At 66.2% G+C, this 26,281-nt stretch carries 25 protein-coding genes; 13 read left to right on the top strand and 12 right to left on the bottom strand.

All coding sequences use genetic code 11. From position 1 onward, the window contains the following. Positions 1–18: 18 nt before the first annotated feature. The 6 genes from IL252_RS14120 to IL252_RS14095 form a co-directional block, all read right to left on the bottom strand. A complete protein-coding gene (locus IL252_RS14120; protein ID WP_244257199.1) occupies positions 19–1,767 on the bottom strand; it encodes a b(o/a)3-type cytochrome-c oxidase subunit 1 in 1,749 nt (582 codons plus the stop codon). A gap of 2 nt (positions 1,768–1,769) precedes the next feature. Continuing rightward, a complete protein-coding gene (locus IL252_RS14115; RefSeq protein WP_208628519.1) occupies positions 1,770–2,288 on the bottom strand; it encodes a cytochrome C oxidase subunit II in 519 nt (172 codons plus the stop codon). A gap of 2 nt (positions 2,289–2,290) precedes the next feature. Next, a complete protein-coding gene (locus tag IL252_RS17790) occupies positions 2,291–2,608 on the bottom strand; it encodes a halocyanin (RefSeq protein WP_153555112.1) in 318 nt (105 codons plus the stop codon). 143 nt (positions 2,609–2,751) lie between these two features. After that, positions 2,752–5,091 carry a cation-translocating P-type ATPase gene (locus IL252_RS14105; RefSeq protein WP_208628518.1) on the bottom strand — a complete coding sequence of 780 codons (2,340 nt, stop codon included), beginning with the start codon at positions 5,089–5,091 and terminating at the stop codon, positions 2,752–2,754. A gap of 2 nt (positions 5,092–5,093) precedes the next feature. Continuing rightward, entirely contained in the window at positions 5,094–5,867 is a 774-nt protein-coding gene (locus IL252_RS14100) for a sulfite exporter TauE/SafE family protein (RefSeq protein WP_208628517.1), read from the bottom strand. Positions 5,868–5,871: 4 nt separating this feature from the next. Beyond that, a complete protein-coding gene (locus IL252_RS14095; RefSeq protein WP_170092880.1) occupies positions 5,872–6,060 on the bottom strand; it encodes a hypothetical protein in 189 nt (62 codons plus the stop codon). A 169-nt stretch (positions 6,061–6,229) separates the two neighbouring features. Between IL252_RS14095 and IL252_RS14090 the strand changes: the two genes are divergently transcribed. Both IL252_RS14090 and IL252_RS14085 read left to right on the top strand, forming a co-directional pair. Further along, a complete protein-coding gene (locus IL252_RS14090; protein ID WP_208628516.1) occupies positions 6,230–7,783 on the top strand; it encodes a globin-coupled sensor protein in 1,554 nt (517 codons plus the stop codon). Positions 7,784–7,936: 153 nt separating this feature from the next. After that, complete coding sequence (locus tag IL252_RS14085; RefSeq protein ID WP_208628515.1) at positions 7,937–10,099, top strand: PAS domain-containing protein; 2,163 nt, start codon at positions 7,937–7,939, stop codon at positions 10,097–10,099. Between the two features lie 25 nt (positions 10,100–10,124). Here IL252_RS14085 and gdhB read toward each other — a convergent pair whose 3' ends face one another. The 6 genes from gdhB to IL252_RS14055 form a co-directional block, all read right to left on the bottom strand. Next, positions 10,125–11,420: a glutamate dehydrogenase GdhB gene (gdhB, locus tag IL252_RS14080; RefSeq protein WP_208628514.1), complete on the bottom strand. Its 1,296-nt coding sequence runs from the start codon at positions 11,418–11,420 to the stop codon at positions 10,125–10,127. Beyond that, positions 11,420–11,563 (bottom strand): rubrerythrin-like domain-containing protein, encoded by a 144-nt coding sequence (locus IL252_RS14075; RefSeq protein ID WP_208628513.1) that lies wholly within the window; start codon positions 11,561–11,563, stop codon positions 11,420–11,422. Before IL252_RS14075 ends, gdhB begins: the two co-directional genes overlap by 1 nt. A 101-nt stretch (positions 11,564–11,664) precedes the next feature. Next, positions 11,665–14,523, bottom strand: a complete 2,859-nt coding sequence (locus IL252_RS14070) for a bacterio-opsin activator domain-containing protein (RefSeq protein WP_208628512.1) — start codon at positions 14,521–14,523, stop codon at positions 11,665–11,667. Between the two features lie 273 nt (positions 14,524–14,796). Continuing rightward, a complete protein-coding gene (locus IL252_RS14065; RefSeq protein ID WP_208628511.1) occupies positions 14,797–15,984 on the bottom strand; it encodes an ABC transporter substrate-binding protein in 1,188 nt (395 codons plus the stop codon). Positions 15,985–16,052: 68 nt separating this feature from the next. Continuing rightward, positions 16,053–16,625: a DsrE/DsrF/DrsH-like family protein gene (locus IL252_RS14060; RefSeq protein WP_208628510.1), complete on the bottom strand. Its 573-nt coding sequence runs from the start codon at positions 16,623–16,625 to the stop codon at positions 16,053–16,055. Between the two features lie 2 nt (positions 16,626–16,627). Further along, positions 16,628–16,873 (bottom strand): sulfurtransferase TusA family protein, encoded by a 246-nt coding sequence (locus tag IL252_RS14055; RefSeq protein WP_208628509.1) that lies wholly within the window; start codon positions 16,871–16,873, stop codon positions 16,628–16,630. Positions 16,874–17,121: 248 nt separating this feature from the next. Between IL252_RS14055 and IL252_RS14050 the strand changes: the two genes are divergently transcribed. From IL252_RS14050 to IL252_RS14000, 11 genes are all read left to right on the top strand, one after another. Then, positions 17,122–18,411, top strand: coding sequence for an MBL fold metallo-hydrolase (locus IL252_RS14050; RefSeq protein WP_208628508.1), 1,290 nt, complete (start codon positions 17,122–17,124; stop codon positions 18,409–18,411). Between the two features lie 8 nt (positions 18,412–18,419). Further along, positions 18,420–18,977 (top strand): YeeE/YedE family protein, encoded by a 558-nt coding sequence (locus tag IL252_RS14045; protein ID WP_208628507.1) that lies wholly within the window; start codon positions 18,420–18,422, stop codon positions 18,975–18,977. 199 nt (positions 18,978–19,176) lie between these two features. Further along, entirely contained in the window at positions 19,177–19,638 is a 462-nt protein-coding gene (locus IL252_RS14040; RefSeq protein ID WP_208628626.1) for a YeeE/YedE family protein, read from the top strand. An 8-nt stretch (positions 19,639–19,646) separates the two neighbouring features. Continuing rightward, positions 19,647–20,822: an inorganic phosphate transporter gene (locus IL252_RS14035; RefSeq protein WP_208628506.1), complete on the top strand. Its 1,176-nt coding sequence runs from the start codon at positions 19,647–19,649 to the stop codon at positions 20,820–20,822. 366 nt (positions 20,823–21,188) lie between these two features. Further along, complete coding sequence (locus IL252_RS14030) at positions 21,189–21,353, top strand: hypothetical protein (protein ID WP_208628505.1); 165 nt, start codon at positions 21,189–21,191, stop codon at positions 21,351–21,353. Then, positions 21,343–22,401 (top strand): sulfite exporter TauE/SafE family protein, encoded by a 1,059-nt coding sequence (locus IL252_RS14025; protein ID WP_208628504.1) that lies wholly within the window; start codon positions 21,343–21,345, stop codon positions 22,399–22,401. Before IL252_RS14030 ends, IL252_RS14025 begins: the two co-directional genes overlap by 11 nt. A 34-nt stretch (positions 22,402–22,435) precedes the next feature. Then, entirely contained in the window at positions 22,436–23,686 is a 1,251-nt protein-coding gene (locus IL252_RS14020) for a M20 family metallopeptidase (protein ID WP_208628503.1), read from the top strand. Between the two features lie 133 nt (positions 23,687–23,819). After that, entirely contained in the window at positions 23,820–24,056 is a 237-nt protein-coding gene (locus IL252_RS14015) for a sulfurtransferase TusA family protein (protein ID WP_208628502.1), read from the top strand. Beyond that, positions 24,053–25,198, top strand: coding sequence for an NAD(P)/FAD-dependent oxidoreductase (locus IL252_RS14010; RefSeq protein ID WP_208628501.1), 1,146 nt, complete (start codon positions 24,053–24,055; stop codon positions 25,196–25,198). The genes IL252_RS14015 and IL252_RS14010 overlap by 4 nt, the downstream gene beginning before the upstream one ends. A gap of 2 nt (positions 25,199–25,200) precedes the next feature. Further along, positions 25,201–25,827, top strand: coding sequence for a DUF1641 domain-containing protein (locus tag IL252_RS14005; protein WP_208628500.1), 627 nt, complete (start codon positions 25,201–25,203; stop codon positions 25,825–25,827). Between the two features lie 107 nt (positions 25,828–25,934). Further along, positions 25,935–26,273, top strand: coding sequence for a co-chaperone YbbN (locus tag IL252_RS14000; RefSeq protein WP_244257184.1), 339 nt, complete (start codon positions 25,935–25,937; stop codon positions 26,271–26,273). The last annotated feature ends 8 nt before the right edge of the window (positions 26,274–26,281 follow it).

Here is a 26,281-nt window from a genome sequence, read left to right as displayed (position 1 = left end):
GGCCGAGAGGGTCCCAGATCAGACGGGGACCGGCGGAACAGCCGGATTGAAGGCCCCGTCTGCCAGCATCGAGTAGATCGGGAAGCCGTAGGCGATGGCCACGAGCACGACGGCCACGACGACCCACAGTTTCATGTTGTCCAGCACGCGCGGGCTGTCCGAGACTCCGGAGATCGGTTCGGGGAGGTGACTGTCGACGCGGAGCCGTCCGCGGCCACGCTCTGCGAGCCAGGTGCCCACCATCACGGTGACGAAAAGCAGGGCACCGATCGTCAGCAGCATGGCCCCCGCTGCGATCTGCAGTCGCATCTCCGGGACCGATCCGAAGACCGCCTCGAAGGAGAACTGCTGGTACTGTGGCTCGGCGGTCCGACGCGGGACGCCGGCCAGTCCCGCCCGGTGCATCGCGTTCGACATCAGGGCCATCCCGATGAACCAGACGTAGGGCTGGATCTGTGCGAGGCCGTAGAACTGGAGGCGCTTGCCAGTGACCTGTGGGTACAGCCAGTAGCTGATCGCCATCATCGTCAGCGCGCTGGCCGTCCCGACGGTGAGGTGGAAGTGGCCCGGCACCCACAGCGTGTTGTGGATCAGCGAGTTGATGTTCATGCCCGCGTTGACGATCCCGGAGAACCCGCCCGCGGCGAACATCAGGCCAGCGAGCGCACACCCGGCGAAGGCCGGATTCGACCACGGCAGGGCGGTCATCCAGCGAAGGTAGCCCTTCCCGCCGCGCTGTCGCGCGCCGTACTCGATGCTCGCGACGGCGGTAAACGCGGTGAGGAAGCTCGGGAGCAACAGGAACATCGTGTTGGTCATCGCGACGAACTTGAACCCCTCCGCGATCCCGGGGTCCGCGTACTGGTGGTGGAACCCGACGGGCGTCGAGAGGATCAAGAAGAGGACGAACACGACGCGCGCGAGTGGGTCGCTGAACAGTCGGCCGCCGGCGAGCTTGGGCAGGATCGTGTACCACGCGAAGTACGCCGGCATGAGCCAGAAGTAGACGACCGGGTGGCCGAAGTACCAGAACAGCGTCCGAGTGAGCAGCGGATCGACGCTGTCGATCAGCCCCAGCGAGAGCGGCAGGAGGAACACGAGCACCTCGACGGCGACCCCGATGGTAGCGATATACCACATCAGCGTCGTCGTCAACACCATGAACGTCTGGAGTGGGATCCGCTCACCGCCGTTGTCACGCCGCCAGTGGAGGTACAGGCGGATCCAGTCGGCACCCGCGAGCCACGTGCCGACGAGCCACGCCGCCAGTCCGGCGTAGAACAGCGGATGGGCCTGCAGTGGCGCGTAGAAGGTGTAGAGCACGTCTGCCTCGAAGGGAATCTCGCCGACGAAGCCGCCGAAGATGGCCAGGGCGACCGCGGTGGCACCGGCGAGTTGGAGCCCGAACCAGAACAGCGAGAAGCGCCGCGAGAGGAGGTCGCGGCCGAGACTCCGGGCGACGCCCCAGGAGAAGACCCCAGAGAGGAAGAAGATCGTAAAGAACAGCGCGAGCAAGACGCCGTGGCCGGTCAGCACCGTGTAGTAGTCGACCGAGCTGATCACGCCCCGGAAGACGTTCGTTCGGTGCAGCGCCTGGACGATCCCGAGCACCGCACCGATCAACAGGGCGGTAAACGAGACGCCAAAGCACAGCCGCGTCACGCGTGCCGCGGTGGGATACTGGTCGACGAAGGCAACTCGGTTGCCGGCAGTCAGCTCAGATTGTGCTCGGTTCTCGCTGGTCGGGTCGTCGTGTGCGTGTGCCATCGTTACTGCACCTCACTCGTCTCGTTGAACTCCGACGGTGGGACCACCTGCAGTGATCCCTCCATCGTGTGGTGGCCGCTGCCACAGTACTCGTTACAGACGATGCCGTACTCGGCCGGCTCGTCGAACTCGGCCGTGACCATCGCCTTCTGTCCCGGAACGGTCATCGTGTTGATGTTCGTGCCGACGACCTCGAAGCCGTGGAGGACGTCGCTGCTGGTCACGTGGAAGGTCACGGTACTGTTGGCCGGCACGCGGATGGGCTCGTTCGTTCCAGGGACGAACAGGAACCGCTGTGTCCGCACGTAGACGTCGTAGTGACCGTCTTCGCTCCCGTTGTAGACGCCGGGTTCGCGGAAGTTCTCGCTCGCAGTAGGGTTGGTCCCGTCGACCTGTCCACCCCCCGCGTCGACCATCCCGTAGCCAGCGCCGACGGCCCCGTAGGTCACCGTCGCGACGAACAGAGCGATCAACAGCAGCGATCCCACCAGCCAGATGCGTTCGAATCTGTGGACGTGCATAGTCACCCGATCACCGTCGGTCCGTTGTCGAGGAACTCGACGAAGTACATGAACAGCCAGGTCAGGGAGACGACGGCGAAGTAGAGCGCCAGCAACGTCGCCGTCCCGACGGGGTCGAACGCGTCGTGGTCGACCGACTCCGTCTCGGATTCGGCCACCGACGACTCGTACATCACCCCGGCTGCTCGCTGTGTGTCCGTCCGCTCGTCGCCGTGCGACTCGAACGACGTGTCGGGCCGATCGTGCCACCCGAACCGATAGCTGAGTAGCAGGATACCGGCGGTGACTCCGAGGCCGATCGCGGTCGTCAGCAGTAACATGCGACTCCCGCCGGAACCACCACCCGACGCTGTGGCCAGTGCTATTTCGAGACCCCTCATACTCGGTTGGGTCCGAGCGGACTGACATGTACTCTGGGTTGTCACAGGACAACTTCGGGACGACGGCCCGCCGTGGTCGACGGCTACGACCCCGCCTCGCCACCGACCGGGCGGGTCGAGTTGAGCACGACGAGCAGGCTACTGGTCGCCATCGCCACGGCGGCAAACAGGGGATTCAGGACACCGACGACGGCGAGTGGCAGCGCGATCCCGTTGTACAGGAACGCCCAGCCGAGGTTCTCGCGGATCCGTCGGCGGGTCCCTTCCGTCGTGGCGAACACCTCGGGCAGCGCGGCGAGGGAGTCGTCGGTGACAACCACGTCTGCCGCGTCGAACGCGAGCCGTGTGCCACTCTCGACGGTGATCCCGAGGTCGGCCGCCCCCAGTGCCGGCGCGTCGTTGCTCCCGTCGCCGACCATCGCCACGGTGCCGTCGGCTCCCAGCCGATCGACGACCGCGGCCTTGGCCTCGGGCGGGACACCGGCGAAGACCTCGTCGACCGAGCGGTGAGAGGCGAACTGTTGGGCCGCCGCCCGGTCGTCGCCCGTGATCACGACGACGCGGCGGTCGGCAGCGAGGCGATCGAGCACCGATTGCCACCCCTCGCGCACCTCGTCACCGACGACGACGGCACCGCGAACGCGCCCGTCCCAGCCGACGTAGCTCGCGATCGCGTCGTCACCGGCACCGTCGTAGGTGGCGGCCACGTCGCTGGGGACGGTCCAGTCTCGCGCCGCGAACAGCGACTCGTCGCCGACCAGCACGGTCCTGTCGCCAACTGTCGCCTGCACGCCCCGTCCGGGGATCGTCTCGAAGGCCGTGACGGGCTGGTCGGGCGGTGTCCCCGCCTCGGAGATCGCCTCCGCGACGGGGTGGGTCGCGAACTGTTCGACGGCGCTGGCGTACGCGAGGGCCTCGTCGTGGCCCGCGACCGTCCGAACGGTCATCGATCCCGTGGTGAGGGTGCCCGTCTTGTCGAGCGCGACGGTGTCGACCGCCGGTGCCGTCTCCAGGGCCGTGTCGTCGGTGATCACGATGCCCGCGTCGAGAGCGTCTCGAATCCCGGCGGCGACGGCCATCGGCGTCGCCAGCCCCAGCGCACAGGGACAGGAGACGACGAGCACGGTCAGGCCGGTCAACAGTGCCGCGGTCGCCCCGCTGCCCGCGAGCAGGTGGACGACCAGCGTCCCGACAGCCAGGACGAACACGAGCGGGACGAACACCGCCGAGATCTTGTCGACGAGGCGCTGTGCGCCGGGCGTCGCGCTCTGTACGTCCCACAGCGTCTCCGCGAGTCGATCCACAGTGCTCGTCGGGTCCTCGTCGGCGCGGACGACGATCCCACCGTCGGTGACCGTCGTCCCGCCCAGAACCGCGTCCCCGGTGGCTTTCGAGACCGGCAGCGACTCGCCGGTGACCAGTGACTCGTCGACCGCGGCCGTGCCCTCGACGACCGTCCCGTCGACGGGGACCGGTTCGCCACCTTTGACCACCAGTTCGTCGCCGCCGTCGATTGCCGACCGAGGGACCGCCTCGGTGCCGTCGGCCGTCCGGCAGCGCGCCGTGTCCGCTCGTTCGTCGGAGACCGTTGCGAGGCGGCCCATGGCCCGTCGGCGGACACGCTCCTGATAGTAGTCGCCGACGGTCACCGCGAGGACGACGACGACCGCCACGTCGAAGTACAGATCCGTCTGGCCCAGCGCCATCGCGATCGTGCTGTAGCCGTAGGCCGTCGCCGCCGCGATCGCGACGAGCAGGTCCATGTTCGGGTGGCCGACCCGCAGGCTCACGACCGCACCACGGAACAGCGGATAGCCGGTGTAAGCCACCACGACCGTCGCCATGACCCAGACGTTCGCGAACAGGAACCCACCCGCGGGACCGTTCAGGTCGACGAGCAGCGACGACGGCGCGACGCCGGTGTACACGGGATAGAGAAAGAGAACGTACCAGGCCATCACCATCATCCCGAAGAAGCCACCGACCATGAGACGACCGACGGTCTCCTGGGCGTCGTCGGCCGACGCCGTGCCCTCCCGCGTCGCGTCGTAGCCGTGCCCCGAGATGCGGTCCGCGATCGCGTCGGGTTCGGCCGTCGCCGGGTCGAAGACGACACGCACCATCCCGGCGGTGTAGCTGGCCTCGGCGGCCCGAACGCCGGCAGCGTCGGTCGCGGCGGCTTCGAGGAACGTCTCGCAGGTGGCACAGTGCATCCCGTCGACGTCGAAGTAGGCCCGGTCGCCCTCGACGGTGTCCACGTCTGGCCCGGTGTCGACGGCCGTCTGGGGATCGGCGTCGGCGGGCGCGTCGTCGAGCGTACGGGCGACCGTCAGGCATCCCTGACAGCAGAAGGCACCGTCCACGTCCGGAGCGGTGTGGGGCGGCTCAGGCGTCGACAGGCCACAGAGCGTACACTCGCCCATAGTTATCCCAGTGGTTGGTAGATCGGAACGCTCGGATGCGGGAGGTGGATTCCCAGCAACATCGCACCGTGTGCCAGCGGGAGGTAGCCAAGCAGCAAGAACGTGACGCCGAGGACGCGGTGGAGCGGTCCCTGAAACCGCGGCGAGATCGACTGGAACGCGACGCCGTAGGCGAAGACGGTCGGCACCGTCGCCAGCCCCAGCACGGCGAGCGCGACGCCGCCACGGACCGGCGACCCCGTCGCGAAGGCGTACAGAAACGCGGGGTACAGCAGGGGACACGGGAGGACCCCGTGAGCCGCGCCGAGCGCGACGATCCGGGGGCCACGAACCCACCGCTCGATCCGGTCGAGCAACGCGGTACTCACCCGTTCGAAGACCGCCGGTGTCGGGGCGTGACCGAACAGTCCCCCAGTTCCCGTCAACAGGTAGTTCGCGCCGACGAGGAGGATGACACCGCCGATCACCAGACCGGCGACCGCGCGAACGTCGTTCGCGACGGCCGCGACCGCCGCGGCGTCGTACAGCAGCGCACCCAGCACGCCGAACAGCGCCCCGAGGGCGGTGTAACTCGCGGTCCGCCCGAGGTTGAAGAGCAGGTGCTGGCGGATCGTCCGCCAGGTCGCAGGACCGTCCGCCCCCATCTGATCGGCGTAGACGGTCACCAGCGGCCCACACATGCCCAGACAGTGGACGCCACCCAGCAGTCCGACCAGCGCGAAGACGGCCAGTTCGACCTGGCCAGCGAGGGCACCAGACACCTGCGGGACGGACATCGCGTCAGGCGAGGCCGCCGGGCAGCCGCCGTTCGTCCGCCGAATCGAACATGATGCGGACGGCCGCCACGATCAGGACGGTGTTGAGGACGGCGAGCACCGCGACGGGCTCTAGCCAGATCACGAACGCGAGCGCCGACGGGATCGTGAGCAGTCCCACCAGCGGCAGCCACGAGAGCGGAATCCGTGCCATGGGCTCCGGTACGCCACACCGCTAATTAAATCAGGGGTTGTCCCTCGACAACTCCCTGCGGTGGCGGATTTTGGCTGGTGGTGCCCTCGTATTTCTCACGTGGCGCTGGAATTATCACTGCTGGGAACGGAGGGATAAGCTTACTTCCGGGCGTTTTTTCTCTCGGGGTATGAAAGATTGGTCGAACACCTTCGGAGACGGCGGCCTCAACGCCCTCCTCGACGTCGACTCGCTCGTCGCCGCGTGTGGCATCGACGAGTCGGAGATCGAGTGGCGAAAGGAGTTCGTCGGCTTCGACGAGACCGACGAACAGCACCTCTCGGAACTCGAAGAGCTCTTTCGAGCCCACACCGACGAGATCGCAGACGGCTTCTACGACAACCTGACCGACCACCAGCAGACCAGCGACGTGATCGGTCGGTCGGACAAGTCTCTCCAGCAGCTCAAAGAGACCCAGTCCGCGTATCTCGTGACCCTCGCGAGCGGTGAGTACGGAATGGACTACTTCCGCGACCGGGCGCGGATCGGCAAGATCCACGATCTGCTCGAGATGCCGATGAAACACTACATCGGTCAGTACGGCGTCTACTACGACCTCATCTTCCCGCTCTTGTTCGACCGGATCGAGGAACGGCTCGTCGACCGCCTGACGGACACGGCGACACTCGCGGGCGACGGCGGTCCTCAGGCGGTCGAGACAGGTACCCGAGAGTCAGTCGGGGAGATCGTCGGCGAAGAACTGGATCGCGGCCTCGAAGAGATCCTCGCAGTCCTGCGAATTATCAACCTCGACATGCAGGTCGTCGCCGACACGTACATCCACTCATACAGTCAGGAACTCGAACAGTCGATCGAAGAGCGCGAGCAGCTCATGGCGGAGATCGAGCAGGACCTCGCAGATCCGATCCGGACGCTCCGAGACTCCGCCGAGGACGTGGCCACCAGCACAGACGAGATCAGCGACATCGCTCGCGAACAGGCAGAGACGACCGAAACCGTCGGAGGCGAGGTCAGCAACGTCAGCGCGACCGTCGAAGAGATCGCCTCGACGGCCGACGAGGTGGCGGCCACGAGCGAGCGTGCCGAGCGACTCGCCGAGGACGGGCGGACCGCCGCCGCCGACGCGATCGAGGCGATGGAGCGAGTTCAGGCGTCGTCCGGAGACGTCGTCAGCGACGTGGACCGGCTGGAAGAGCGCGTCGCAGAGATCGACGAGATCGTGGACATGATCAACGACATCTCCGATCAGACGAACATGCTGGCGCTGAACGCCTCCATCGAGGCCGCCCGTGCCGGCGAGGCCGGCGACGGCTTCGCCGTCGTCGCAGACGAGGTCAAGAGCCTCGCAGAGGAGTCTCGCACACACGCAAGCGAGATCGAAGAGATGGTCGAGGAGATCCAGGCCGACACCGAGAACGCGGTCGCCAGTCTCGAAGCGACCGCGCGCGACGTCGACCGGGGGATCGAGCGGGTCGAATCGGCGACGGAGACCCTCCAGGAGATCGTCGACGTCGTGGCCGAGGCCTCTCGTGGGATCCACGAAGTTTCGGACGCGACCGACGATCAGGCCGCCTCTGCGGAGGCGGTGGCGGGCATGGTCGACGAACTCGTCGATCAGGCCGACCAGGTCGCAGACGAGGTAGAAGCCGTGGCAGCCGCCAACGAAGAGCAGACGAAGACGATCCACGAGATCAGCGAGACGGCGGAGCGACTCGCAGAGTGACGTTGCTGGCAGTCCAGCACGTCGCCACGTCGGGGGACGAATCACCGCACGACGCGGCCGTCGGCGACACCGTCGAGATTCCCGTGACCGTGGCTGGGAACATATTCGGCCCGTCGTGAAAGACATATCTCCGTCAATCCACTCCGGTCGAGTATGACCTCCCACAGGAGTGAGCGCGTGCGCGTGCTCGCGGTGACGGCAGACCCCTCGTTCGCGAGTTCCTGTGAGCGCCACCTCGGCGATCACGACCACCTCACCGTCACCACGGTGGAGACCGTCGGGGAGGCGATCGAACGACTCGCTGGCGACAGCGGTGTTGACTGTATCGTCAGCGACCACGATCTGCCCGACACGGACGGGCTCGCGTTTCTCGAAGCGGTCCGGACGCAGGCACCGATGCTCCCGTTGGTGCTGTTCACCAGCGAAGGGAACGAAGAGATCGCCAGCCACGCGATCTCCGCCGACGTGACGGAGTATCTCATCAAAGGGCGTCACGACGACCAGTGGGATCGGCTGGCGACGCTCGTCGTCGACGCGGTCGACTACCACCGCAGCCGACAGGACCTGTTCGATCCAGAGACGCGAGCAACTACGTTGTTAGACGCTGCAAACGACATGATCACCGTCGTTCGCGACGGTCACTGCGAGTACGTCAACGCGACCGGCCTCGATCTGCTGGCCCTCGACGACCGAACTCAAGCCGCCGGCCATCCCATCGAGTCGTGGCTGTCGCCGCCCGACGGACGAGACCTCGCCGCGTCGCTAGCTACCGTACAGTCTGGCGACCAGCCAGTCGAGCAGTTCGAAACGACCCTGACGACCAGCGAGGACCGAGAGCTGTCGGTCGAAGTCACCGCGACGCGAGTCCGCTGGAGCGACGGCCCGGCGACCGTGCTGGTGGTGCGGGATATCGACGACCGGAGAGCCGACGAGCAGATGCTCCGACAGTTTCGCCGCGCCGTCGAGGCGGCCGGACACGCCATCTACATGACCGACCCGGACGGCACGATCACCTACGTCAACCCCGCATTCGAGGAGATGACGGGCTACGATAGCGACGACGTGCTCGGGAAGACGCCCGCAGTTCTCTCCTCTGGCACGATGTCCGAGGAGTACTACGAGGACCTGTGGTCGACCATCACGAGCGGCGACGTGTGGGAAGAGGAGATCCGTGATCGCCGGCAGTCGGGGGCGCTGTACTACGCCCACCAGACGATCGCTCCCCTGACCGACGACGACGGCGAGGTGGTGTCGTACGTCGCGATTCAAAACGACACGACGGAACAGCGCCGACGGGAGTCACAGCTCCGGCAGTACGAGCACGCGATCGAGGGTGCGAGTGAGCTGATCGCCGCCGTCGATCACGACTACCAGTTTCTCTTTGCCAACGAGTCCTATCGCCAGTTCCACGGAATGGACCCGGAATCGGTCACTGAGACGCGACTGATCGACCTCCTGGCACCCGAACAGTTCGAGGCCGTCGAGCCCTACCTCGATCGGGGCTTCGAGGGCGAGACGGTCCAGTTTCGCGCGACACGAACGCGATCGGGCAGATCCGACCACACGTTCAACGTCCAGTACACGCCGCTGACCGACGAGAGCGGGACGATCCAGGGGCTGGTCGCCACGATGCGAGACGTGACCGAACAGGTCGAGCGCGAACAACAGCTCGCTTCGCTGGATCGACTGCTCAGGCACAATCTGCACAACGCGCTGAACGTCATCCGCGGACGGGCAGAGATCATCGACGCTCGTGCCTCGAAAGAGGTCGCAGAACTCGCAGCGCCGATCGAAGACGCAGTCGAGCGGCTGCTCACGCAGGCGAACAAGGAACGCGAGATCGTCGAGTTGTTGACCGAACCGCCGACGCACGCGACGCTCGACCTGACGCAGATCGTGACGGATCTGGTCGCCGAGCTAGAGGCAGAGCACGCAGACGCCGAGATCGCCGTCGACGTCGACGACGGTCTCCAGTTGACGACGGCCGGCGAGATCGAGCGCGCGATCCGCGAACTCGTCGAGAACGCCGTCGTCCACTCCGACCGCGATCATCCCGAGGTGTCGGTGGTCGGCCGCCAGACCGCCGGGTCGGTGGAGATCACCGTCACGGACGACGGGCCGGGAATCCCGGCCCGGGAACGGGAGGTCATCACCGAGGACAGCAGCATCGAGCCGCTGTTACACAGCAGCGGGATGGGGCTCTGGCTGGTCAAACGAATCGTGACCGCCGTCGACGGCACGCTCCAGTTCGACGACGCCGAGCCACGGGGGAGCGTCGTCACGCTCGTCGTCCCCGGCGGGAGCAGGGCGGAGTAAACAGCTCAGGACCAGAGTAAACAGCTCAGGGCCAGAGTCCCCTGGCCTCGTGGGCCGCTGCGATGCGCTCCAGGGCGACGGTGTAAGCGGCGTCGCGCCACCGAATCCCTCGCTCGTCGAACGCGTCGCGAACGTCGCGCCACGCGGCGAGCATCTCGCTTTCGAGTTCGTCGTTGACGCGCTCTCTGGACCAGGAGCGGCGGTTGATGTCCTGGAGCCACTCGAAGTACGACACCGTGACGCCGCCCGCGTTCGCGAGGATGTCGGGGATCACGGGGAGCGAACGGTCGGCGAAGATCTCGTCTGCGGCGCTGGTCGTCGGTCCGTTGGCACCCTCGACGACGAGGTCGGCCCGCACGTCGGCGGCGTTCTCGGCCGTCAGGACGTTGCCGAGCGCGGCCGGAACGAGCACGTCGACGTCGAGTTCGAGGAGTTCCTCGTTGGTGATCGTGTGGGGGACCGACTGGCGTGTCACCGCCTCTGGCACCTCGTCGTGGCTGGGAATCGAGTGCGTGTCGAGGCCGTCCGGATCGTAGATCGCGCCGTTGACGTCGCTGACGGCGACGACCGTCGCGCCCCAGTCGTCGAGGAGTCGGGCGGCGTTCGCGCCGACGCTGCCGTATCCCTGGATCGCGACCGTGGTCGTCGAGAGGTCCATCTCGTAGTACTCGACGGCCTCGCGGGTGACGATCGCGACGCTCCGGCCGGGGGCCTCGTCGCGGCCGTGGCTCCCGCCGACGGCCGGCGGTTTCCCCGTCACGACGCCGGGCACCGTCTCGCCTTCCTGCATCGAGTAGGCGTCCATGAGCCAGGCCATCGTCTGGGGATCGGTGCCCATGTCCGGGGCCGGAATGTCTCTGTTCGGGCCGATGCTGTCGCGGATCTCCTCGGCGAACCGACGCGTGAGGCGCTCTTTCTCGGACGGGCTGAGTCGCTTGGGGTCGACTGCGATCCCGCCTTTCGCCCCGCCGAAGGGGATGTCCATGACCGCGCACTTCCAGGTCATCCACATCCCGAGGCCGACACACTCGTCTCTGGTCACCTCTGGGTGGTACCGGAGGCCGCCCTTGTGGGGTCCACGGACGCTGTCGTGCTGGGCTCGATACCCCGTGAACACCTCGACGGAGCCGTCGTCACGCTCGATGGGGACGGTGACTTCCTGGACCTTCGTGGGGTGTTTGAGCCGCTCGACGATGGCGGGGTCGATATCGAGGTGGGCCGCGGCCCGGTGGAGCTGTCGGCGCGCCGTCTCGACGGCGGACTCCGTGTCCACCTCAGCCTCCGAGTCGTCGCGGTCGGCCGCTACTGATTCGGAGGCCATCACTCGATCGGTGTCAGACGGTTCCGTATCTCGCCGCCACAGTCCGGGCAGGCGGTCGGGTTGTCCTCGGTGACGACGATCGTTCCACAGTCGAAGCACTCGTACGGCGTCTCTTCCTCGGGCTCCTGGTTGACATCTCTCATGTAGGGTCACGAGTGCCAGCGGCGGCACTCGGTTAAGGAGTATTAGGTGTTTTAGGGAGTATCCAGTGGTTCACCATCGAAGGGTGTAGCGATGGGCGTGGTTAACTATTGAACCCACCAGACTCCAGGAGTCCGTGTGCCTCGAACACCGCCGTGAACAGCTTCTGCTGGGCGGCCCTGACGTGCTGGTAGAACGCGGGTGGGGAGATGTCGAGCATCGCCGCGAGTTCCTTGCCGTTGGTCTCTCGGGGCGACTCGAAGAACCCGCTGTAGTAGGCGGTCTGGACCACTTCCAGTTGCCGCTCGGTCATCTCGTCGAGGACGGTCGAGCGAACGTCGTGCTGTGTGGGCTGCTCGACGCTCCGTCTGGAACGGAGTTCGACGTTGGACACCGTCTGGCCGATCAGTTCCGTGATCTCCCGGACGGTGATGCGCTCTGGCACGTCGACTCGGAGTTCGGTGCCCGCTCGACTGGCGGTGGCCTCCCGGAGGAGCGCGCCGTGGTCGGCCAGCTCCTGTGCGAGAAAGCGCGCCACGACGAGCCGCACGACGCCGCCGTTCTCGTCGGCGCTGACCGCCTGTACCTCGTCGACCGACGCCATCTCGGCGGCGTGGTCGACGACGGCGTCGACCGGCGCGCCCTCGACGGTGAGAAAGAGGGCACTGCCCGCTTCGGTCTGTCGGATGCCGCCCTGGTAGCCGACCATACACCCCGCCTGGTCGGCGAGTCGCGAGAGGAGGAAGGTCGGATCGTCGACCGTAAACTCGACGCGGGTGACCGACGGCGTGAGGAGCGCGTTCTTCCGTTCGAGTGCGCTGAGCGCCGACGCGATCGTTTCGCCGAGTTCGGCGAGCACCGCCCGCGCCGTCTCGTCGAAGGCGTCCTTGGAGTCGGCGTAGACCGAGAGGACGCCGTGGCTGAGGTCGTTGTACACGAGCGGAACGCTGAGGACGGACGTGAAATCGCGCCGGAGCGCCTCCGTTCGCCAGGGCTCGTCTCGCAGTCCGGCCGCGACGTTCGTCTCCAGAGCCGCGGTGTCCGTCGCCGCGGCCTGGCCGGACGGCTCGGCGTCGGACGCGTCGACGGCGAACGACTGGCAGTCCAGGTATCCCTGCTCGTCGCCGGCCCAGGCCCGCGGTTCGAGGCGCTCGTTGGCGGGATCGACGGAGCCGATCCACGCGAAGCTGAACCGGTCGCCGTCGGTCAGTCGCTCACAGACCGCTCGGTCGATCTCCTCGCGGGTCTCCGCTCGCACGATCGTCCGCCCGATCTCGCGGATCGTGTCGTTGATGCGGTTCAGCGCCGACAGCTGCTCGTTCTGGCGCTGGAGTTGCCGATCTCGCTCGCGGAGCTGTGCCTCGCGGGCCACGCGATCGAGCGCCGCCTCGGTGGTCGCGGCGAACAGGTCCGCCAGCTCACGGGTCACGTCGTCGAAGGCACCGACCTCGGGCGAGGCGGCAACGAACACGCCGTGGTCACCCAGCGGGATGTAGCTCGTCCCGCGAAACTCCGTCGCCCGGTTGTCCAGTCGGTCCGCGTGGTGAACGTCGTCGAAAAACAGCGTGTCGTCCGCGACGAAGCTGTGTCCCGGCAGCGTCTCGTCGTCGACCGCGACCGTCGGGAGTGGGCCGTGTAGCTCTGTCGCCGCCGGCGAGTACGCCGCCGGCCGGAGTTCGTTGGCCGCGTCGTCGAACAGGTACACCGCGACGGCGTCGACGCCGAGGACTGCCGGCGCGTCGTCGACGACGCGCTGTGCGATCTCCTGGTGGGTCTCCGCGTAGAGGAATCGCCGTGCAGTCCCGTGCAGCGCGGCCAGCGCGTCCTCGCGGCGCTTGCGTTTGGTGATGTCCCGACAGCTGTAGAGGAGCGTCCCGTCCTGGATCGACACCTCCCGGACGTTGACCAGGAGCGTGTGCTCGCGTCCGGCCTTGTCCGTGGCCGTACACTCGATGTTCTTGCAGACGCCACGTCGAGCCAGCTCCTCGCGGTCGAAGAGGTCCGCTCCGAGCAGCTCCTCGATGGGCTTTTGCTCGCGGATCTCCGCGGCCGTGTAGCCGAAGATGAAGTGGACGTTCGGGCAGACGTACGTGTACTCCCCGTCCTCGTCGGTCATGAGGACGGTGTCGGTCATGTTGTTCAGCGTCACTCGGTGGAGCGCCTCGGATCGGCGAAGGTCCCGTTCGAGTTCGACCCGGTCCGTGATGTCGACGGCCTCGACGACGATCGAATCGACACCGCCGCCGTCCTCGACCGGCCGGACCGACAGGTCGAACACTCGCGACGGCCCGTCGATCGCCGCCAGCGTGACGACGGCGTGGGCGAAAGCCCCATCGATGCCACGCTCCACGAGGCGTCGCACGTCGGCCCTGGTCCGTTCGTCGCCCGACAGCCACGGGAGCGTCCAGAACGGGGCCCCCGTCTGTGCCGACGCCGCGTCGTCGCCGATCTCGCGAGCGGTCTGGTTCGATCGCACGAGCGAGCCGTCGGGATCGAGCACCCACGTCGCGGTCCGCGCGTCCGCGAACACCGCCTCGAACTGGCGTGCCCGTCGCTCGTGACCGTCGCCGTCCGGCGTCGCTTCCAGCACCGCTCCCGTCCGGTCGAGGAGGGCGTCGCTCGGCTGCGCGGCCGCTTCGTCGATCACGACGTAGTCGTCGACACCGGCGGCGATCGCGTCGCTGGCCGCCGATTCGCTGCCGTCGGCCGCGCCGACGACGACCGGGAGCGCCGAGGCCACGTCGCGAACGTCTCGCAGGAGGTCGACCCCGGTCGAGTCGGGGAGGTCGTACGCCGTGACCAGACAGTCAGGCGACCGCTCGGCGATCAGCGTGAGCGCCGCCTCGGCGGTGTCGGCCCGCAGGAGCGTCGTCCGCTCGTCGAACGCCGTCGCAGCGTCGTCGACCCACTCCGAGGTCCCGACCAACAGAGTTCGGGCAGACGCAAGCGTGTCTGGAGCCATCAGCAACCGGCGAGTGAGCCGCAGGTCGTTGCGTCGTGGCGGGGCGAGACGAAGTGGCGACGACGAACGTCGAGCGTACCTGACGTGGACATGGATGGTTGACAGTTGAACCCCGGAGACAAAACGCTACGGTCCGTGGCCTGCTGCGAGCGGCCTCACTCTCAGCACAACCGCTGTGCCAGACGACAGACAGCGCGAGTAGCCCGACCACCCAGCGTGCTCGGGCACGCGCTCGACGGCCACGGTCGAGGTGAGCGCCGAATCGGATAGCGGTCAGACGTTGCCGTTAATGATGTCGGCGAGGCGTTGTCGATCGAACAGCTCGTCCCCGGTGAACGCCTCTGGGAAGTAGCCGGTCGCGTAGCGCTCGATCATGAAGAGGTTGTGAAGCGGCCCCGCATAGATCGGGCCGCCACGGAACACCCGCCCTTCCTGAACGGCGGTCAGTTGGCTGCCGACCGGGTGGTCCTGCATGTACGAGAGGATCGACGCCTCGAATTCCTCGCGACTCTTGCCCTGCTTGTGATAGCGCAACAGCAGCGAGTCGGGATCGATCTCCAGCAGCGTTTCGTAGTCGATGGTCCCTGTGTCGGTCGTGGAGAGTCCGTCGATGCCGCTCCCGGCGAACGCATCTGACAGCCCCAGCGTGTGGTAGTGCTCCTTGTTCGCACCGTTGCCCGACAGCCGGTACGGCGAGAACTCTTCGGGCTCTTCGCCGGCAAAGACGAGCGCGGCGTTTGGCCGCTCGTCGGGAGACGGGAGACGCGACTGAACCGTCGCGACCAGTTCGTCGTGCATCGATCGGATCGCTTCGAACCGATCGCGCTCCCGAAACACCTCGGCGACCTTTTCGAAGGCCTCGTACAGCGAGTAGTACCGGTAATCGTGCCACGAGTCCGTCCGGCGGAAGATGACGTTGCCGAGGAAAGGGGCGACGTTGCTTCGGATCTCTTCGAGATCCTGCTGATCCCAGGCCTGGAACCAGTCGGTGGGCGCGGAGGGATCCATGAGATGCAGATCCGCGTCGATGTCGTAGAACGTCTCCTTGGAGATCCCGTCGTTCCAGATCTGCGTGAGCGAGTCGAGATCGATCGAAACGCCGTCGAGTTCCTCGTAGTGGCGTGTCTTGTACCGACCCTGGTACCAGATCGACTGGGCGGCGTCTCCGTGACCAAGCGCCACCATCATGTCGATGTAATCGGCGGTAAACGGTGCGACTCGCTCCGGGACAGCGTCGAATTCGAGCGTGCCGACCGGTTCCATCGTGACAGAGTAGCTCTCGTCCTCCGGCGTCGACGTTTTCGTCGGCGTCGACATCGTCGGAGTGCTCGACTGTGCCGGGGTCGCGTCAGAACCGGACTGCTCACTACAGCCGGCGAGTAGGCCACCAGCAACGACTGCACTGCCGTATTTCATGTATTCGCGCCGAGTCGGTACGTCGGAATGTGCCTCGTCACCCATACAATTTAGGCCAGCCTAATGTTACAAAACGGTTTCCATCCTTAGGTTAGCCTAAACCAGTAGCGCTGTCAGACGAGAAGCTGGATGTCGGCATCGGCCATGTCCTGTAGCGCCGTCGCAGCGCCGACGCCGGTCGTGACGCCGTCGTAGAACTCCGATTCGTCGTAGTCCATCAGCTCGATCGTCATCTGACAGGCCTGGAACTCCACGCCCATGTCGAGGCTCGTCTCGACGAGTTCCTCGATGGTGGCGGTGTCGTTGTCCGCGATCTTCTTCTCCATCATCTTCGTCGTGACGCGGTCCATTCCGGGGAGCGCGGCGACGGCGTTCGGGACCGGCATGTTGGGGTTGCCCACAGAGCTGAGCTTGAGGTCCTTCGAGCGCTCCTCGTGGAGGATCTCCAGCCCCCAGAACGTGTGAAAGACCGTCACCTCGTAGCCGAAGGCGGCGGCAGTGCTGGCGAGGATGAGCGGCGGGTACGCCATGTCCAGGGTCCCCTTGGTGGCGATGATGCTCATCTTCTTGCCGTCGTCCTCGCTGGTGGCCTCGGCGAGCGCGTCTTCCAGTTCGTCGACGCGCGCGGCGAGTTCCGCGCGAGAGGGCGTCTCGTCGCCGGGCGCGTCTGGCGTGTCCGTGCTCATCGTCACTCCGTCTTGCGGACGTAGTGTTTGTACACGTCGTCGCCTTCCGCCTGGTCGAGGAGTTCGACGCCCTCGGTTCCGGAGGCCCAGCCGTCGATGTCGCTCATACTGCCGGAGTCCGTCGCCAGCACTTCGAGAACCTCACCCTCGGAGAGGTCGTCGATAGCGGACTTCGTTTTCACCACTGGCATGGGACACGATGCACCTTTCACGTCGAGCGTCTCTGCGATGTCGAATTCAGCACTCATAGTGTATCTGCTCCGTTGATTCGTATTGGAGCTATCGCACAATACCGCCTTCGGGGTTAAAAGAATGTTGGTTATTGTGTGTACTGCAACAGTCTATGTGGTCGAATATAGATATGGACGCCCACAAAATACCGTTAAATGGCTTTCAGCAGCTCTTTGCTCTCCTTCCCGGGATGTTGTATTGTGCAGTTAGTGAATTTCTTTGCAAACCCTTTTGTGCATCGACCCGATAGCTGAGGGTGTACGACATGAATGCCGAAGACTTTCCGACCCCGGACGCAGACGTTTCGAGCGTCGCACCGAAGACACTGAAGGACCGAATCGACGCCGGCGAGGACGTCACGCTCCTCGACGCGCGCATGCAATCGGACTACGAAGAGTGGCGGATCGACGGCGAGAACGTCACGTCGATCAACGTCCCGTACTTCGAGTTCCTCGACGACGAGATCGACGAGAGCGTGCTCGCCGAAATTCCCGACGACCGCGAGCTGACGGTCCTCTGTGCGAAGGGCGGTGCCAGCGAGTACGTCGCGGGCACGCTCGTCGAACAGGGCTACGACGTGGACCACCTCGAAGACGGGATGAACGGCTGGGCGAGCATCTACGAGGTCGTCGAGGTCGAACGCTACGACGGCGCGGGCACGCTCCTGCAGTACCAGCGCCCCTCCTCGGGCTGTCTCGGCTACCTCCTCTACGACGACGGTGAAGCCGCGATTATCGACCCGCTGCGGGCGTTCACCGACCGCTACCTCGCGGACGCCGCGGAACTCAGTTCCACGAGCCCTGCCTCGCAGGCTCGGCAGGACGCCGCGGAACTCGGCGTCGATCTGCAGTACGCGCTGGACACCCACATCCACGCCGACCACATCTCGGGCGTGCGCGACCTCGACGACGAGGGCGTCGAGGGCGTCATCCCCGAGGCCGCCGTCGACCGCGGTGTCACGTACGCCGCGGACGGGAGTTCCGCGAGCCCTGCCTCGCAGGCTCGACAGGACGCAGACGAGCTGACCACGGCCGCGGACGGCGACACCTTCCAGGTCGGCGATGCCACCATCGAGGCCGTCTACACGCCCGGCCACACGACCGGGATGACCTCGTATCTGATCGACGACAGCCTGCTCGCGACCGGCGACGGGCTGTTCGTCGAGAGTGTCGCCCGCCCCGATCTCGAAGAGGGCGACGACGGCGCGCCCGACGCCGCGCGCATGCTCTACGAATCCCTGCAGGAGCGCGTGCTGGCGCTGCCCGACGACACGCTCGTCGGTGGTGCCCACTTCAGCGACGCCGCCGAGCCCGCCGACGACGGCACCTACACCGCGCCCATCGGCGAGCTCGTCGCCGAGATGGACGCGCTCACGATGGACGAGGACGACTTCGTCGACCTGATCCTCTCGGACATGCCGCCGCGGCCGGCCAACTACGAGGAGATCATCGCGACGAACCTCGGCCAGAACACCGTCGACGACGAGGAGGCGTTCACGCTCGAACTCGGCCCGAACAACTGCGCCGCCAGCCAGGGCTCGCTGGCGGATGACTGAGGCGGGCGATGGTGACTGATCCACTCGCGCTTCAGGTGACCGCCGAGCTGTTTCCCAACGGGATCAGCCGCTACGCCGTCGGCGGACTGCTCGTCGGGCTCGGCACCGTTCTGATTTACATCGGGACGGGTATCCCAGCCGGGGCGAGTACGTTCCTGGAGTCGACGCTGTCGTACGTCTCCGACCAGTCGCGGTTCCAGCAGTACGTCGGCTCGCGTGACTGGCGACTCGTGTTCACGGCCGGCATCATCCTCGGCGGGCTGGCGTTCGCGGCGACCGTCCAGTCCGGGCTGGTCACGAGTTCGCTGTACGAACCCGGGACGACCGGCCAGCTGTACGAGGTCGCCGGGGTGACGCTCTGGATGACAGAGGTGCAGCCGTGGCGGCTGTTCCTCGGCGGCATCCTCGTCGGAATCGGTACCCGAATCGGCAAGGGCTGTACGTCCGGGCACGGCGTCTGCGGCGTCGGCTCCGCGTCGAAGACGTCGCTAGTCGGCGTGGTGACGTTTCTGACCGTCGCCATCGGGACCGCCCAGGTCGTCGCCGCGCTGGGGGTGAGCCCGTGACGCGCGAGACGCGAGCGGTGCGAGGTGCGAACATAGTGAGCACCTCGAAGAGCGAACGGCGAACGACTGTGAGCCGTGAGCAGCGAGGGTCTCGGAATGCGCGAACGGGAGCGAACGGAGGGAGCGACACGTGGGCAGCGAGGCCGACCTGCGAGAGGCCTCGACAGACGCGAACGGGAGCGAACGGAGGGAGCGACACGTGAGCGACGACCGCCACCCGCTGTTCAAGCCGCTGATCTTCGTCGGCGGCATCGTGTTCGGCTTCGGGCTCGGGTTCAGTCAGATGGCGCGGCCGGAGGTCGTGCTGAACTTCCTCCAGTTCGAGGATCTCGGGCTGCCGTTCGTGATGTTCGGGGCCGCTATCGTCTCCGGGATCGCGTTCGCAGTGATGCCTCGGATTCGGGACGCGGCACCGCTCACGGGCGACCCCTACGGGCGGCGTCTGAAGCCGTTCGACCGGAACGTTCTGGTCGGCGGCGCCGTCTTCGGCGTCGGCTGGGGGCTTTCGGGCATCTGTCCGGGCGCCGCGTACGCGAGCCTGGGCGTCGGCAACATCACGATCCTCTGGGCGCTGGCCGGGATGTTCCTGGGCGCATACGCTCAGGGCTACTGGCGGAGCCGCAGCCAGGCACGTGACACCGCCGTAACGGGCGCGGACTGACCAGTTCCATGGATCCCGCCCTCATCGCTCTCTTCGTCGGTGCAGCGCTCGCCAGCCTGTTCATGGCGTGGGTCATCGGTGCCGGATCGAGCGGCGCGACCCCTTTCGCACCGGCTGTCGGCGCGAACGCCATCGGGACGATGCGGGCCGCCTTTCTGGTCGGCATCTTCGGATTCGCAGGAGCGGTCACACAGGGCGGGAGCGTCTCGGAAGCGGTCGGGAGCGGTCTCGTGGGCGGCAGCAGTCTGCCCGTCGCCGGCGTCATCCTCGTGCTCGTGCTGGGCGCGGGGCTGATGGCGGTCGGGATCACGACGGGGTATCCGATCGCGACCGCGTTCACCGTGACGGGTGCCGTCATCGGCGTCGGCCTCGCGCTGGGCGGGACGCCGGTCTGGGCGAAGTACCAGCAGATCGCCGCCGTCTGGGTGTTGACGCCCGTCGTCGGCGGCGGCATCGCGTTCGTCATCGCAAGCCTGCTTCCGCGTTCCGATGTCCCCGAACGGTACAGTATTCCCGTCCTTGCCGGCCTTGTCGGGACCGTCCTCGTGAACGTGCAGTTCAGCTTTCTCGGTGAAGGGAGCGCGTCGGGAACTGTCCGCGGGCTCGGGCAACGCGTGTTGGCGGTGGACGGTCTCGCGTCGGGGCTCGTCGTGACCGGCGCCGCCGCGCTGGCCGTCGCCGCCGTCGTCCGGTGGGACATTCGCCGTGACGAACGCGGCGGCCTGCGGCGCGTACTGCTCGCGCTGGGCTCACTCGTCGCCTTCTCGGCGGGCGGGAGCCAGGTCGGCCTCGCCGTCGGGCCGTTGCTGCCGCTGCTCAACGAGATCGGGATGGTGTCGACGATGACCGTGCTCGTCGGCGGCGGGCTGGGGATGCTCGCCGGGTCGTGGACGGGCGCGCCTCGAATGATCAAGTCGCTAGCACGGGACTACTCCTCGCTGGGACCGCGACGCTCCATTTCGGCACTCGTGCCGTCGTTCCTGATCGCACAACTGGCCGTCCTGCTGGGCGTTCCGGTGTCGTTCAACGAGATCGTCGTCAGCGCCATCATCGGAAGCGGTGCCGCCGTCGGCGGACGCGACGCGGTCGACGCACGGAAGATACTCGTGACTGTGGGAGCGTGGGCAGGGTCGTTCGGCCTCTCGTTCGTGCTCGCGTACGCCGCCGCGGACCTGCTGCTGTAGCAGGGCCGACACAATATCCCTCGGTGACAGACACCCCAGTATAGTAGCCATTGAAAGTCAATGCATACCCGATCGCACGACAGCAGTGCGATCGGTGTGTCAATCGTTTCAATTGTTACGATAGCTCTCGGTCGAGCACTCCAACGTGTGACAGCGACAGCCACAGTCCAGGCGACGAGTTGCGCTTGGAACGCCGCCGAGAGGGGGATACGTTCTCTATACGTTATCGGTACTCCAGCGAAGGTTACTCGAATATAGTATTGTATAGTATTCCCAAAACCGTTATAGGGACGAACCGGATAGAGAGAGGTGAGCAGAAATGTGCCGACAACGAATTTCCGCGGTCGGACGTCAGAGGGAGAATCGATGGCTGGACTAGAGATACCCACGTGGGACCCCGAAACGGCAGTGCTCATCGGCACGATCCTCTTGGAGGCGATCGTGCTGTACGTGGGCTATGGGAGTCTCGAACGACTCTTTGGTCCCCATCTGATGGAACTCCTGGTCGGAGGTGAGACGAATGCTCGATAGCCTGCTCGGCGGGTCCGGGATCCTGGGGACGAGCCCCGAAATGCTCGCGCTGTTCGTCGGATTCGGCCTCGTCGTGGGCGTCCTGTTCGGATTCTTCGGCATGGGCGGGTCGTTCCTCGTCACCCCCGCCCTGCTGATGCTCGATTACCCTGCCCCCGTCGCAGTCGGGAGCGGGATGGCGTTCGTCTTCGGGACGGCCGTCATCGCGACCCTGAAGCACCACGACCTCGGACAGGTCGACTACAAGCTGGGCGTGATCATGATTACCGGCACGACCATCGGTATCGAGGCCGGGCGCGCCAGCGTCTACTACCTCGAATCGCTGGGACTGGCTGGTGGGATCATCAGCGTCGCGTACGTCGTCTTGCTTGGCGGCGTCGGGGCGATGGTGACCCGTGACGCCCTGGGCGGCGACGGCGGGGATAGCATCGATCACGAGGCTACTGACAAGGACCTCGACGAGTACGAGATCCCCGACGTCGCCAAAACGATTCAACGAACCGTTCGGATTCCGCCGATGGTGACGCTCCGAGGCGACATCCGCGTGTCCGTGTGGGTCATCACGGCCGTCGCCTTCGCGACCGGTCTCCTGTCGGGCTTTCTCGGCGTCGGTGGCGGGTTCATCCGGATGCCGGCGATGATCTACGCGATCGGTGTTCCCGTGCCCGTCGCCGTCGGGACGGACCTCTTCGAGATCGTCTTCTCCGGCGGTCTCGGGAGTTACCTCTACGGACAGGGTGGCGGCGTCGACCTCGGTATCGTCGCACCGCTGCTGTTCGGGAGCGCACTCGGTGCGCGTATCGGTTCGGCGGCGACCGCCGTCGTCGACGCCGACGGCATCAAGATCTACTTCGGCGGCATGTTGCTGGTCGGTGCCGTTGCCGTCGGCGTCGGCGAGATCGGGTCCTACGTCGGGAGCCCGACGCTCGAACTGCTCGGACTGGTGCTCGTCGTCGGCGCGGCGGTCGTCGTCGCCGTGGCGATCATCTATACGGCGCTGTCGTCGCTGCGCGTGACACGTCGTCAGCAGACGTCGACAGCCGACTAGCCGGTTTTTGTGGTGACCACACCAAGACAGACACATGACCGACACGACACCCGCGACGTTCGTTCGGGCACATCGCGAGGAGCTGAGCGAGATCGCCCTCGATCTGCTCGCGGTCGACACGTCGAACCCGCCCGGCGACACGCGCGAGATCGTCGCCGAGATCGAGCGGTTCCTCGACCCGCTTTCGGTCGACAGCGAGCGGTTCGCGGTCGATCCAGCGAAACCGAATCTGCTCGTCGAAGTTCCGGGCGAGTCCGACCGCACGCTGCTGTACAACGGCCACCTCGATACGGTCCCGTTCGACGCCGACGCGTGGACGCGGGACCCACTCGGCGAACGCGCCGACGATCGGGTCTACGGTCGCGGTGCGACCGACATGAAGGGTGCCGTGGCGTCGATGCTGTTCACGATACAGGCGTTCGTGACCACCGACACGACCCCGCCCGTCGACCTCCAGTTCGCGTTCGTGAGCGACGAGGAAGTCGGCGGCGACGCCGGACTGCCTGCGCTACTGGACGCAGAGATGCTCGACGCCGACGCCTGCGTGATCGGCGAACCGACCTGTGCGGAAGGCCGCCACTCCGTCACGGTCGCAGATCGAGGGAGCATCTGGCTGACGCTCGAAGCAGCGGGCGAGGGTGCCCACGGCTCCCGGCCAGTCGTCGGCGTCAACGCGATCGAGCGGCTCTACGAGGCCGTCGAGACCGTGCGCGAGCGGTTCGGAACCCAACGCCTCGAAATCGATCCGGACGTGGCAGCCATCGTCGAAGAGTCCGTCGAGTACTACGCCCCCTCGATGGGCGAAGGCGTCGCTCGGGAACTGTTCTGGTACCCCTCGATCAATCTCGGCGTCCTGGAGGGCGGTGACGCGATAAACAGCGTCCCACAGTCCGCCCGCGCCGAGATCGACGTGCGGCTGACGGCGGGCGTCCACACGCCCGACGTACTGGCGGGCATTCGGGAGTGTGTCGCCGGCTGCGACGGTATCACGATCGCCGACGTCTCCTGGAGCGTCGGCACCGCCGAGGCACCCGACAGCCCGCTCGTCGAAGCAGTCGCGTCGACGGCGGCGGACGTGACGGAAACGCGGATCTTTCGACGGAGTGCGACGGGCGGTGGCGACGCCAAGAAACTCCGACACGCGGGCATTCCGACCGTCGAGTTCGCGCTCGGCACAGACACCGTCCACGCGCCCGACGAGTACGTGCCCGTCGACGTGCTCGTCGACAACGCGGTCGTCTACACGCAGCTGCCGGCGACGTGGCACTCCCAGACCAACGAGTGACAGTTGACAGCTCGTTCACGCTGTCGCCGGACTTCCTCATGATGGGTCCGTCCGAACTCTGGATTCCCAGAGTCTTGGAATTGGTGTGCAATACTAATACGGTCGAGACCCAACGAATACCTGTGAGCGATCTATGACCGACATCGAACCCGACGAAACCGTCGACGCCAGGGGCGCAGCCTGCCCCGGCCCACTGATGGACCTCATCGGAGCCATTCGGAGCGCCGACTCCGGCGAGGTGATCCGCCTGCTGAGCGACAACGAGCAGTCACTGTCCGACGTTCCCGAGTGGGCCGAGGAAGCCGGCAACGAACTGCGCGCCGTCGAAGAACTGGACGACTACCACGAGTTCTACGTGGAGAAAGCATGACCGAGCACGTCGTCATCGTCGGCGGCGGGACCGGTGGGTCCGTCCTCGCGAACGATCTCGCCGACCGCCTCGAACCCGAACTCGACGCTGGAGACGTGCGGATCACACTGATCAACGACGACGCCGACCACGTCTACAAGCCGGTCTGGCTGTACGTCCCATTCGGCCAGCGCGAGCCCGACGACGGCCGGCGGCCGCTCGAAGACCTCGTGGACGACCGGGTCGACATCCGGATCGATCGCGTGACCGAGATCGACACCGACGCCGAGCGCCTGGAGAGCATGGAAGGCGACGACACCATCGAGTACGACCACCTCGTCCTCGCGACGGGATCGACGCTCGTACCGGAGGAGATTCCGGGCCTCGTCGACGGCGGCCACGACTACTACAGCGAGTCCGGCGCGGTCGATCTGCGCGACGAACTGCTGTCGCTGACCGAGGGCAGGCTCGTGTTGAGCGTCATCGGGACGCCCCACATGTGCCCGGCGGCACCGCTGGAGTTCGTCTTCATGGCCGACGACTGGCTCCGGGAGCGAGGCCTCCGCGAGGATGTCGAGATCACGTACACGTATCCGATCCAGCGCGTCCACGGCAATCCCCACATCGCCGAGTGGGCACGTCCGATCATGGAAGAACGGGACATCGACGTCGAGACGTTCTTCAACGCCGAGTCGGTCGACCCGGAGGCGGAGACGATCACGTCCATGGAGGGGACCGAACTCGACTACGACCTCCTCGTGACGATTCCGCCCCACGGCGGCGTCGACCTCATCGAGGAGGCGGGGCTGGGCGACGACGGCTGGGTCGATGTCGACAAGCACACGCTGGAAGCCGAGGCCGCCGAGAACGTCTACGCGCTCGGCGACACCGCCGACACCGGCGTCCCGAACGCGGGCAGCGTCGCCCACTACCAGGCCGGCGTCGTCGGCCAGCGCCTCGCAAGCGAGACCCGCGGTCGGCCGGCGACGGCGACCTACGACGGCAAGACGCTGTGTTTCATCGAAACGGGGATGGACGCGGCGTCGTTCGTCGAGTTCGACTACGAGACGCCGCCCGCGCCCGCACCGCCGTCGGAGAAGCTCCACTGGTCGAAGCTAGCGTACAACGAGGCGTACTGGCTCACCGCACGGGGGTTGCTCTGACGATGTCCGGAGAGCGCGCTGCTGAGCAACCCGAGCTCGAAGCAGCGATCGAGGAAAATCCAGAGGCAGTCGCCGAGTTCGTGGCACGTCTCGACGCCGTCAACGAACTGCTCGACGTGCTCTCGCTCGGTGAGAGCGCCCTCGACGACGAGATGGTACGGGAGCTCTCGTCGACGGGATCGACGCTCGTCGAGTCCGCAGACGGGCTCGCGACCGACGAGACCGTCGCGCTGGCCGAGACCGTCGGCGACAACGGCGACGAGCTACAGGACGCGCTCGAAACCCTGCTCGCGCTGCAAGAGAGCGGAACGCTCGACGAACTGGCGGAACTGGCGGAGGTCGGATCGCTGGCGACCGCGGCGCTCGACGACGAGATGGTCAGATCGCTGGCCGCCACCGGCACCGGGCTCGGCGAGGTCGCACAGACGGCCGCTGACGACGATACTCGTGACGGAATCGAGACGCTACTGGAGAGTGTCGGTAGCGCGGAACGAGAACCGGCTGAACGCGTCGGTCTCCTCGGATTGCTTCGCGGGCTGCGCGATCCGGATGTCCAGTACGGACTGGGCTACCTGTTGGCGCTTGCAGGCGCGATCGGTCGCGAACACGCCACCGGAGAGTCACGCTAGAGAACACCGATGCGGTCGCTCTTGGCACCGGCGAGAGGGGGACTGCGCGCAATTGTATTGTATAGTTGGCCCAAGACTATTAAACAGCCAGCGCGTAGTACCCGGTAATGTCGACACAGACAGCGGAGACGGACAGCGTGGTTTCACTCGGTGATGACGACATCGGCACGGTCCTCGAAGACAGTAGCGTCGCGCTCGCGGAATTCTACACGGAGTGGTGTGGCACCTGCAAGCGAATGAAGCCGGTTCTGGAAGCACTCGCGAACGACACTGATGCGACGATCCTGACGATCGACATCGAATCGAACCTCGAAACCGCGATCGAGTTCGGTGCCCAGAGCACACCCACGTTCGTCCTGTTCGCCGACGGGCAGCCGGTGAAACAGCTTCGTGGCGGCCAGAGCGAACAGTCACTTCGCGACCTGATCGCCCGGTATAGCGACTGATTCATCGA

Origin of the sequence: Halomicrobium sp. IBSBa (assembly GCF_017612575.1) — an archaeon.
Lineage (GTDB): Archaea > Halobacteriota > Halobacteria > Halobacteriales > Haloarculaceae > Halomicrobium.
Note: the sequence above shows the minus strand (reverse complement) of the source record. Positions and strands in the feature narration are given on the sequence as shown.

Excerpts from the sequence above, each read along its gene's own strand:
- IL252_RS14120 (WP_244257199.1), bottom strand. The coding sequence starts at position 1,767 with ATGGCACACGCACACGACGACCCGACCAGCGAGAACCGAGCACAATCT.
- IL252_RS14115 (WP_208628519.1), bottom strand. The coding sequence starts at position 2,288 with ATGCACGTCCACAGATTCGAACGCATCTGGCTGGTGGGATCGCTGCTG.
- IL252_RS17790 (WP_153555112.1), bottom strand. The coding sequence starts at position 2,608 with ATGTTACTGCTGACGACCGCGATCGGCCTCGGAGTCACCGCCGGTATC.
- IL252_RS14105 (WP_208628518.1), bottom strand. The coding sequence starts at position 5,091 with ATGGGCGAGTGTACGCTCTGTGGCCTGTCGACGCCTGAGCCGCCCCAC.
- IL252_RS14100 (WP_208628517.1), bottom strand. The coding sequence starts at position 5,867 with ATGTCCGTCCCGCAGGTGTCTGGTGCCCTCGCTGGCCAGGTCGAACTG.
- IL252_RS14095 (WP_170092880.1), bottom strand. The coding sequence starts at position 6,060 with ATGGCACGGATTCCGCTCTCGTGGCTGCCGCTGGTGGGACTGCTCACG.
- IL252_RS14090 (WP_208628516.1), top strand. The coding sequence starts at position 6,230 with ATGAAAGATTGGTCGAACACCTTCGGAGACGGCGGCCTCAACGCCCTC.
- IL252_RS14085 (WP_208628515.1), top strand. The coding sequence starts at position 7,937 with ATGACCTCCCACAGGAGTGAGCGCGTGCGCGTGCTCGCGGTGACGGCA.
- gdhB (WP_208628514.1), bottom strand. The coding sequence starts at position 11,420 with ATGGCCTCCGAATCAGTAGCGGCCGACCGCGACGACTCGGAGGCTGAG.
- IL252_RS14075 (WP_208628513.1), bottom strand. The coding sequence starts at position 11,563 with ATGAGAGATGTCAACCAGGAGCCCGAGGAAGAGACGCCGTACGAGTGC.
- IL252_RS14070 (WP_208628512.1), bottom strand. The coding sequence starts at position 14,523 with ATGGCTCCAGACACGCTTGCGTCTGCCCGAACTCTGTTGGTCGGGACC.
- IL252_RS14065 (WP_208628511.1), bottom strand. The coding sequence starts at position 15,984 with ATGGGTGACGAGGCACATTCCGACGTACCGACTCGGCGCGAATACATG.
- IL252_RS14060 (WP_208628510.1), bottom strand. The coding sequence starts at position 16,625 with ATGAGCACGGACACGCCAGACGCGCCCGGCGACGAGACGCCCTCTCGC.
- IL252_RS14055 (WP_208628509.1), bottom strand. The coding sequence starts at position 16,873 with ATGAGTGCTGAATTCGACATCGCAGAGACGCTCGACGTGAAAGGTGCA.
- IL252_RS14050 (WP_208628508.1), top strand. The coding sequence starts at position 17,122 with ATGAATGCCGAAGACTTTCCGACCCCGGACGCAGACGTTTCGAGCGTC.
- IL252_RS14045 (WP_208628507.1), top strand. The coding sequence starts at position 18,420 with ATGGTGACTGATCCACTCGCGCTTCAGGTGACCGCCGAGCTGTTTCCC.
- IL252_RS14035 (WP_208628506.1), top strand. The coding sequence starts at position 19,647 with ATGGATCCCGCCCTCATCGCTCTCTTCGTCGGTGCAGCGCTCGCCAGC.
- IL252_RS14030 (WP_208628505.1), top strand. The coding sequence starts at position 21,189 with ATGGCTGGACTAGAGATACCCACGTGGGACCCCGAAACGGCAGTGCTC.
- IL252_RS14025 (WP_208628504.1), top strand. The coding sequence starts at position 21,343 with ATGCTCGATAGCCTGCTCGGCGGGTCCGGGATCCTGGGGACGAGCCCC.
- IL252_RS14020 (WP_208628503.1), top strand. The coding sequence starts at position 22,436 with ATGACCGACACGACACCCGCGACGTTCGTTCGGGCACATCGCGAGGAG.
- IL252_RS14015 (WP_208628502.1), top strand. The coding sequence starts at position 23,820 with ATGACCGACATCGAACCCGACGAAACCGTCGACGCCAGGGGCGCAGCC.
- IL252_RS14010 (WP_208628501.1), top strand. The coding sequence starts at position 24,053 with ATGACCGAGCACGTCGTCATCGTCGGCGGCGGGACCGGTGGGTCCGTC.
- IL252_RS14005 (WP_208628500.1), top strand. The coding sequence starts at position 25,201 with ATGTCCGGAGAGCGCGCTGCTGAGCAACCCGAGCTCGAAGCAGCGATC.
- IL252_RS14000 (WP_244257184.1), top strand. The coding sequence starts at position 25,935 with ATGTCGACACAGACAGCGGAGACGGACAGCGTGGTTTCACTCGGTGAT.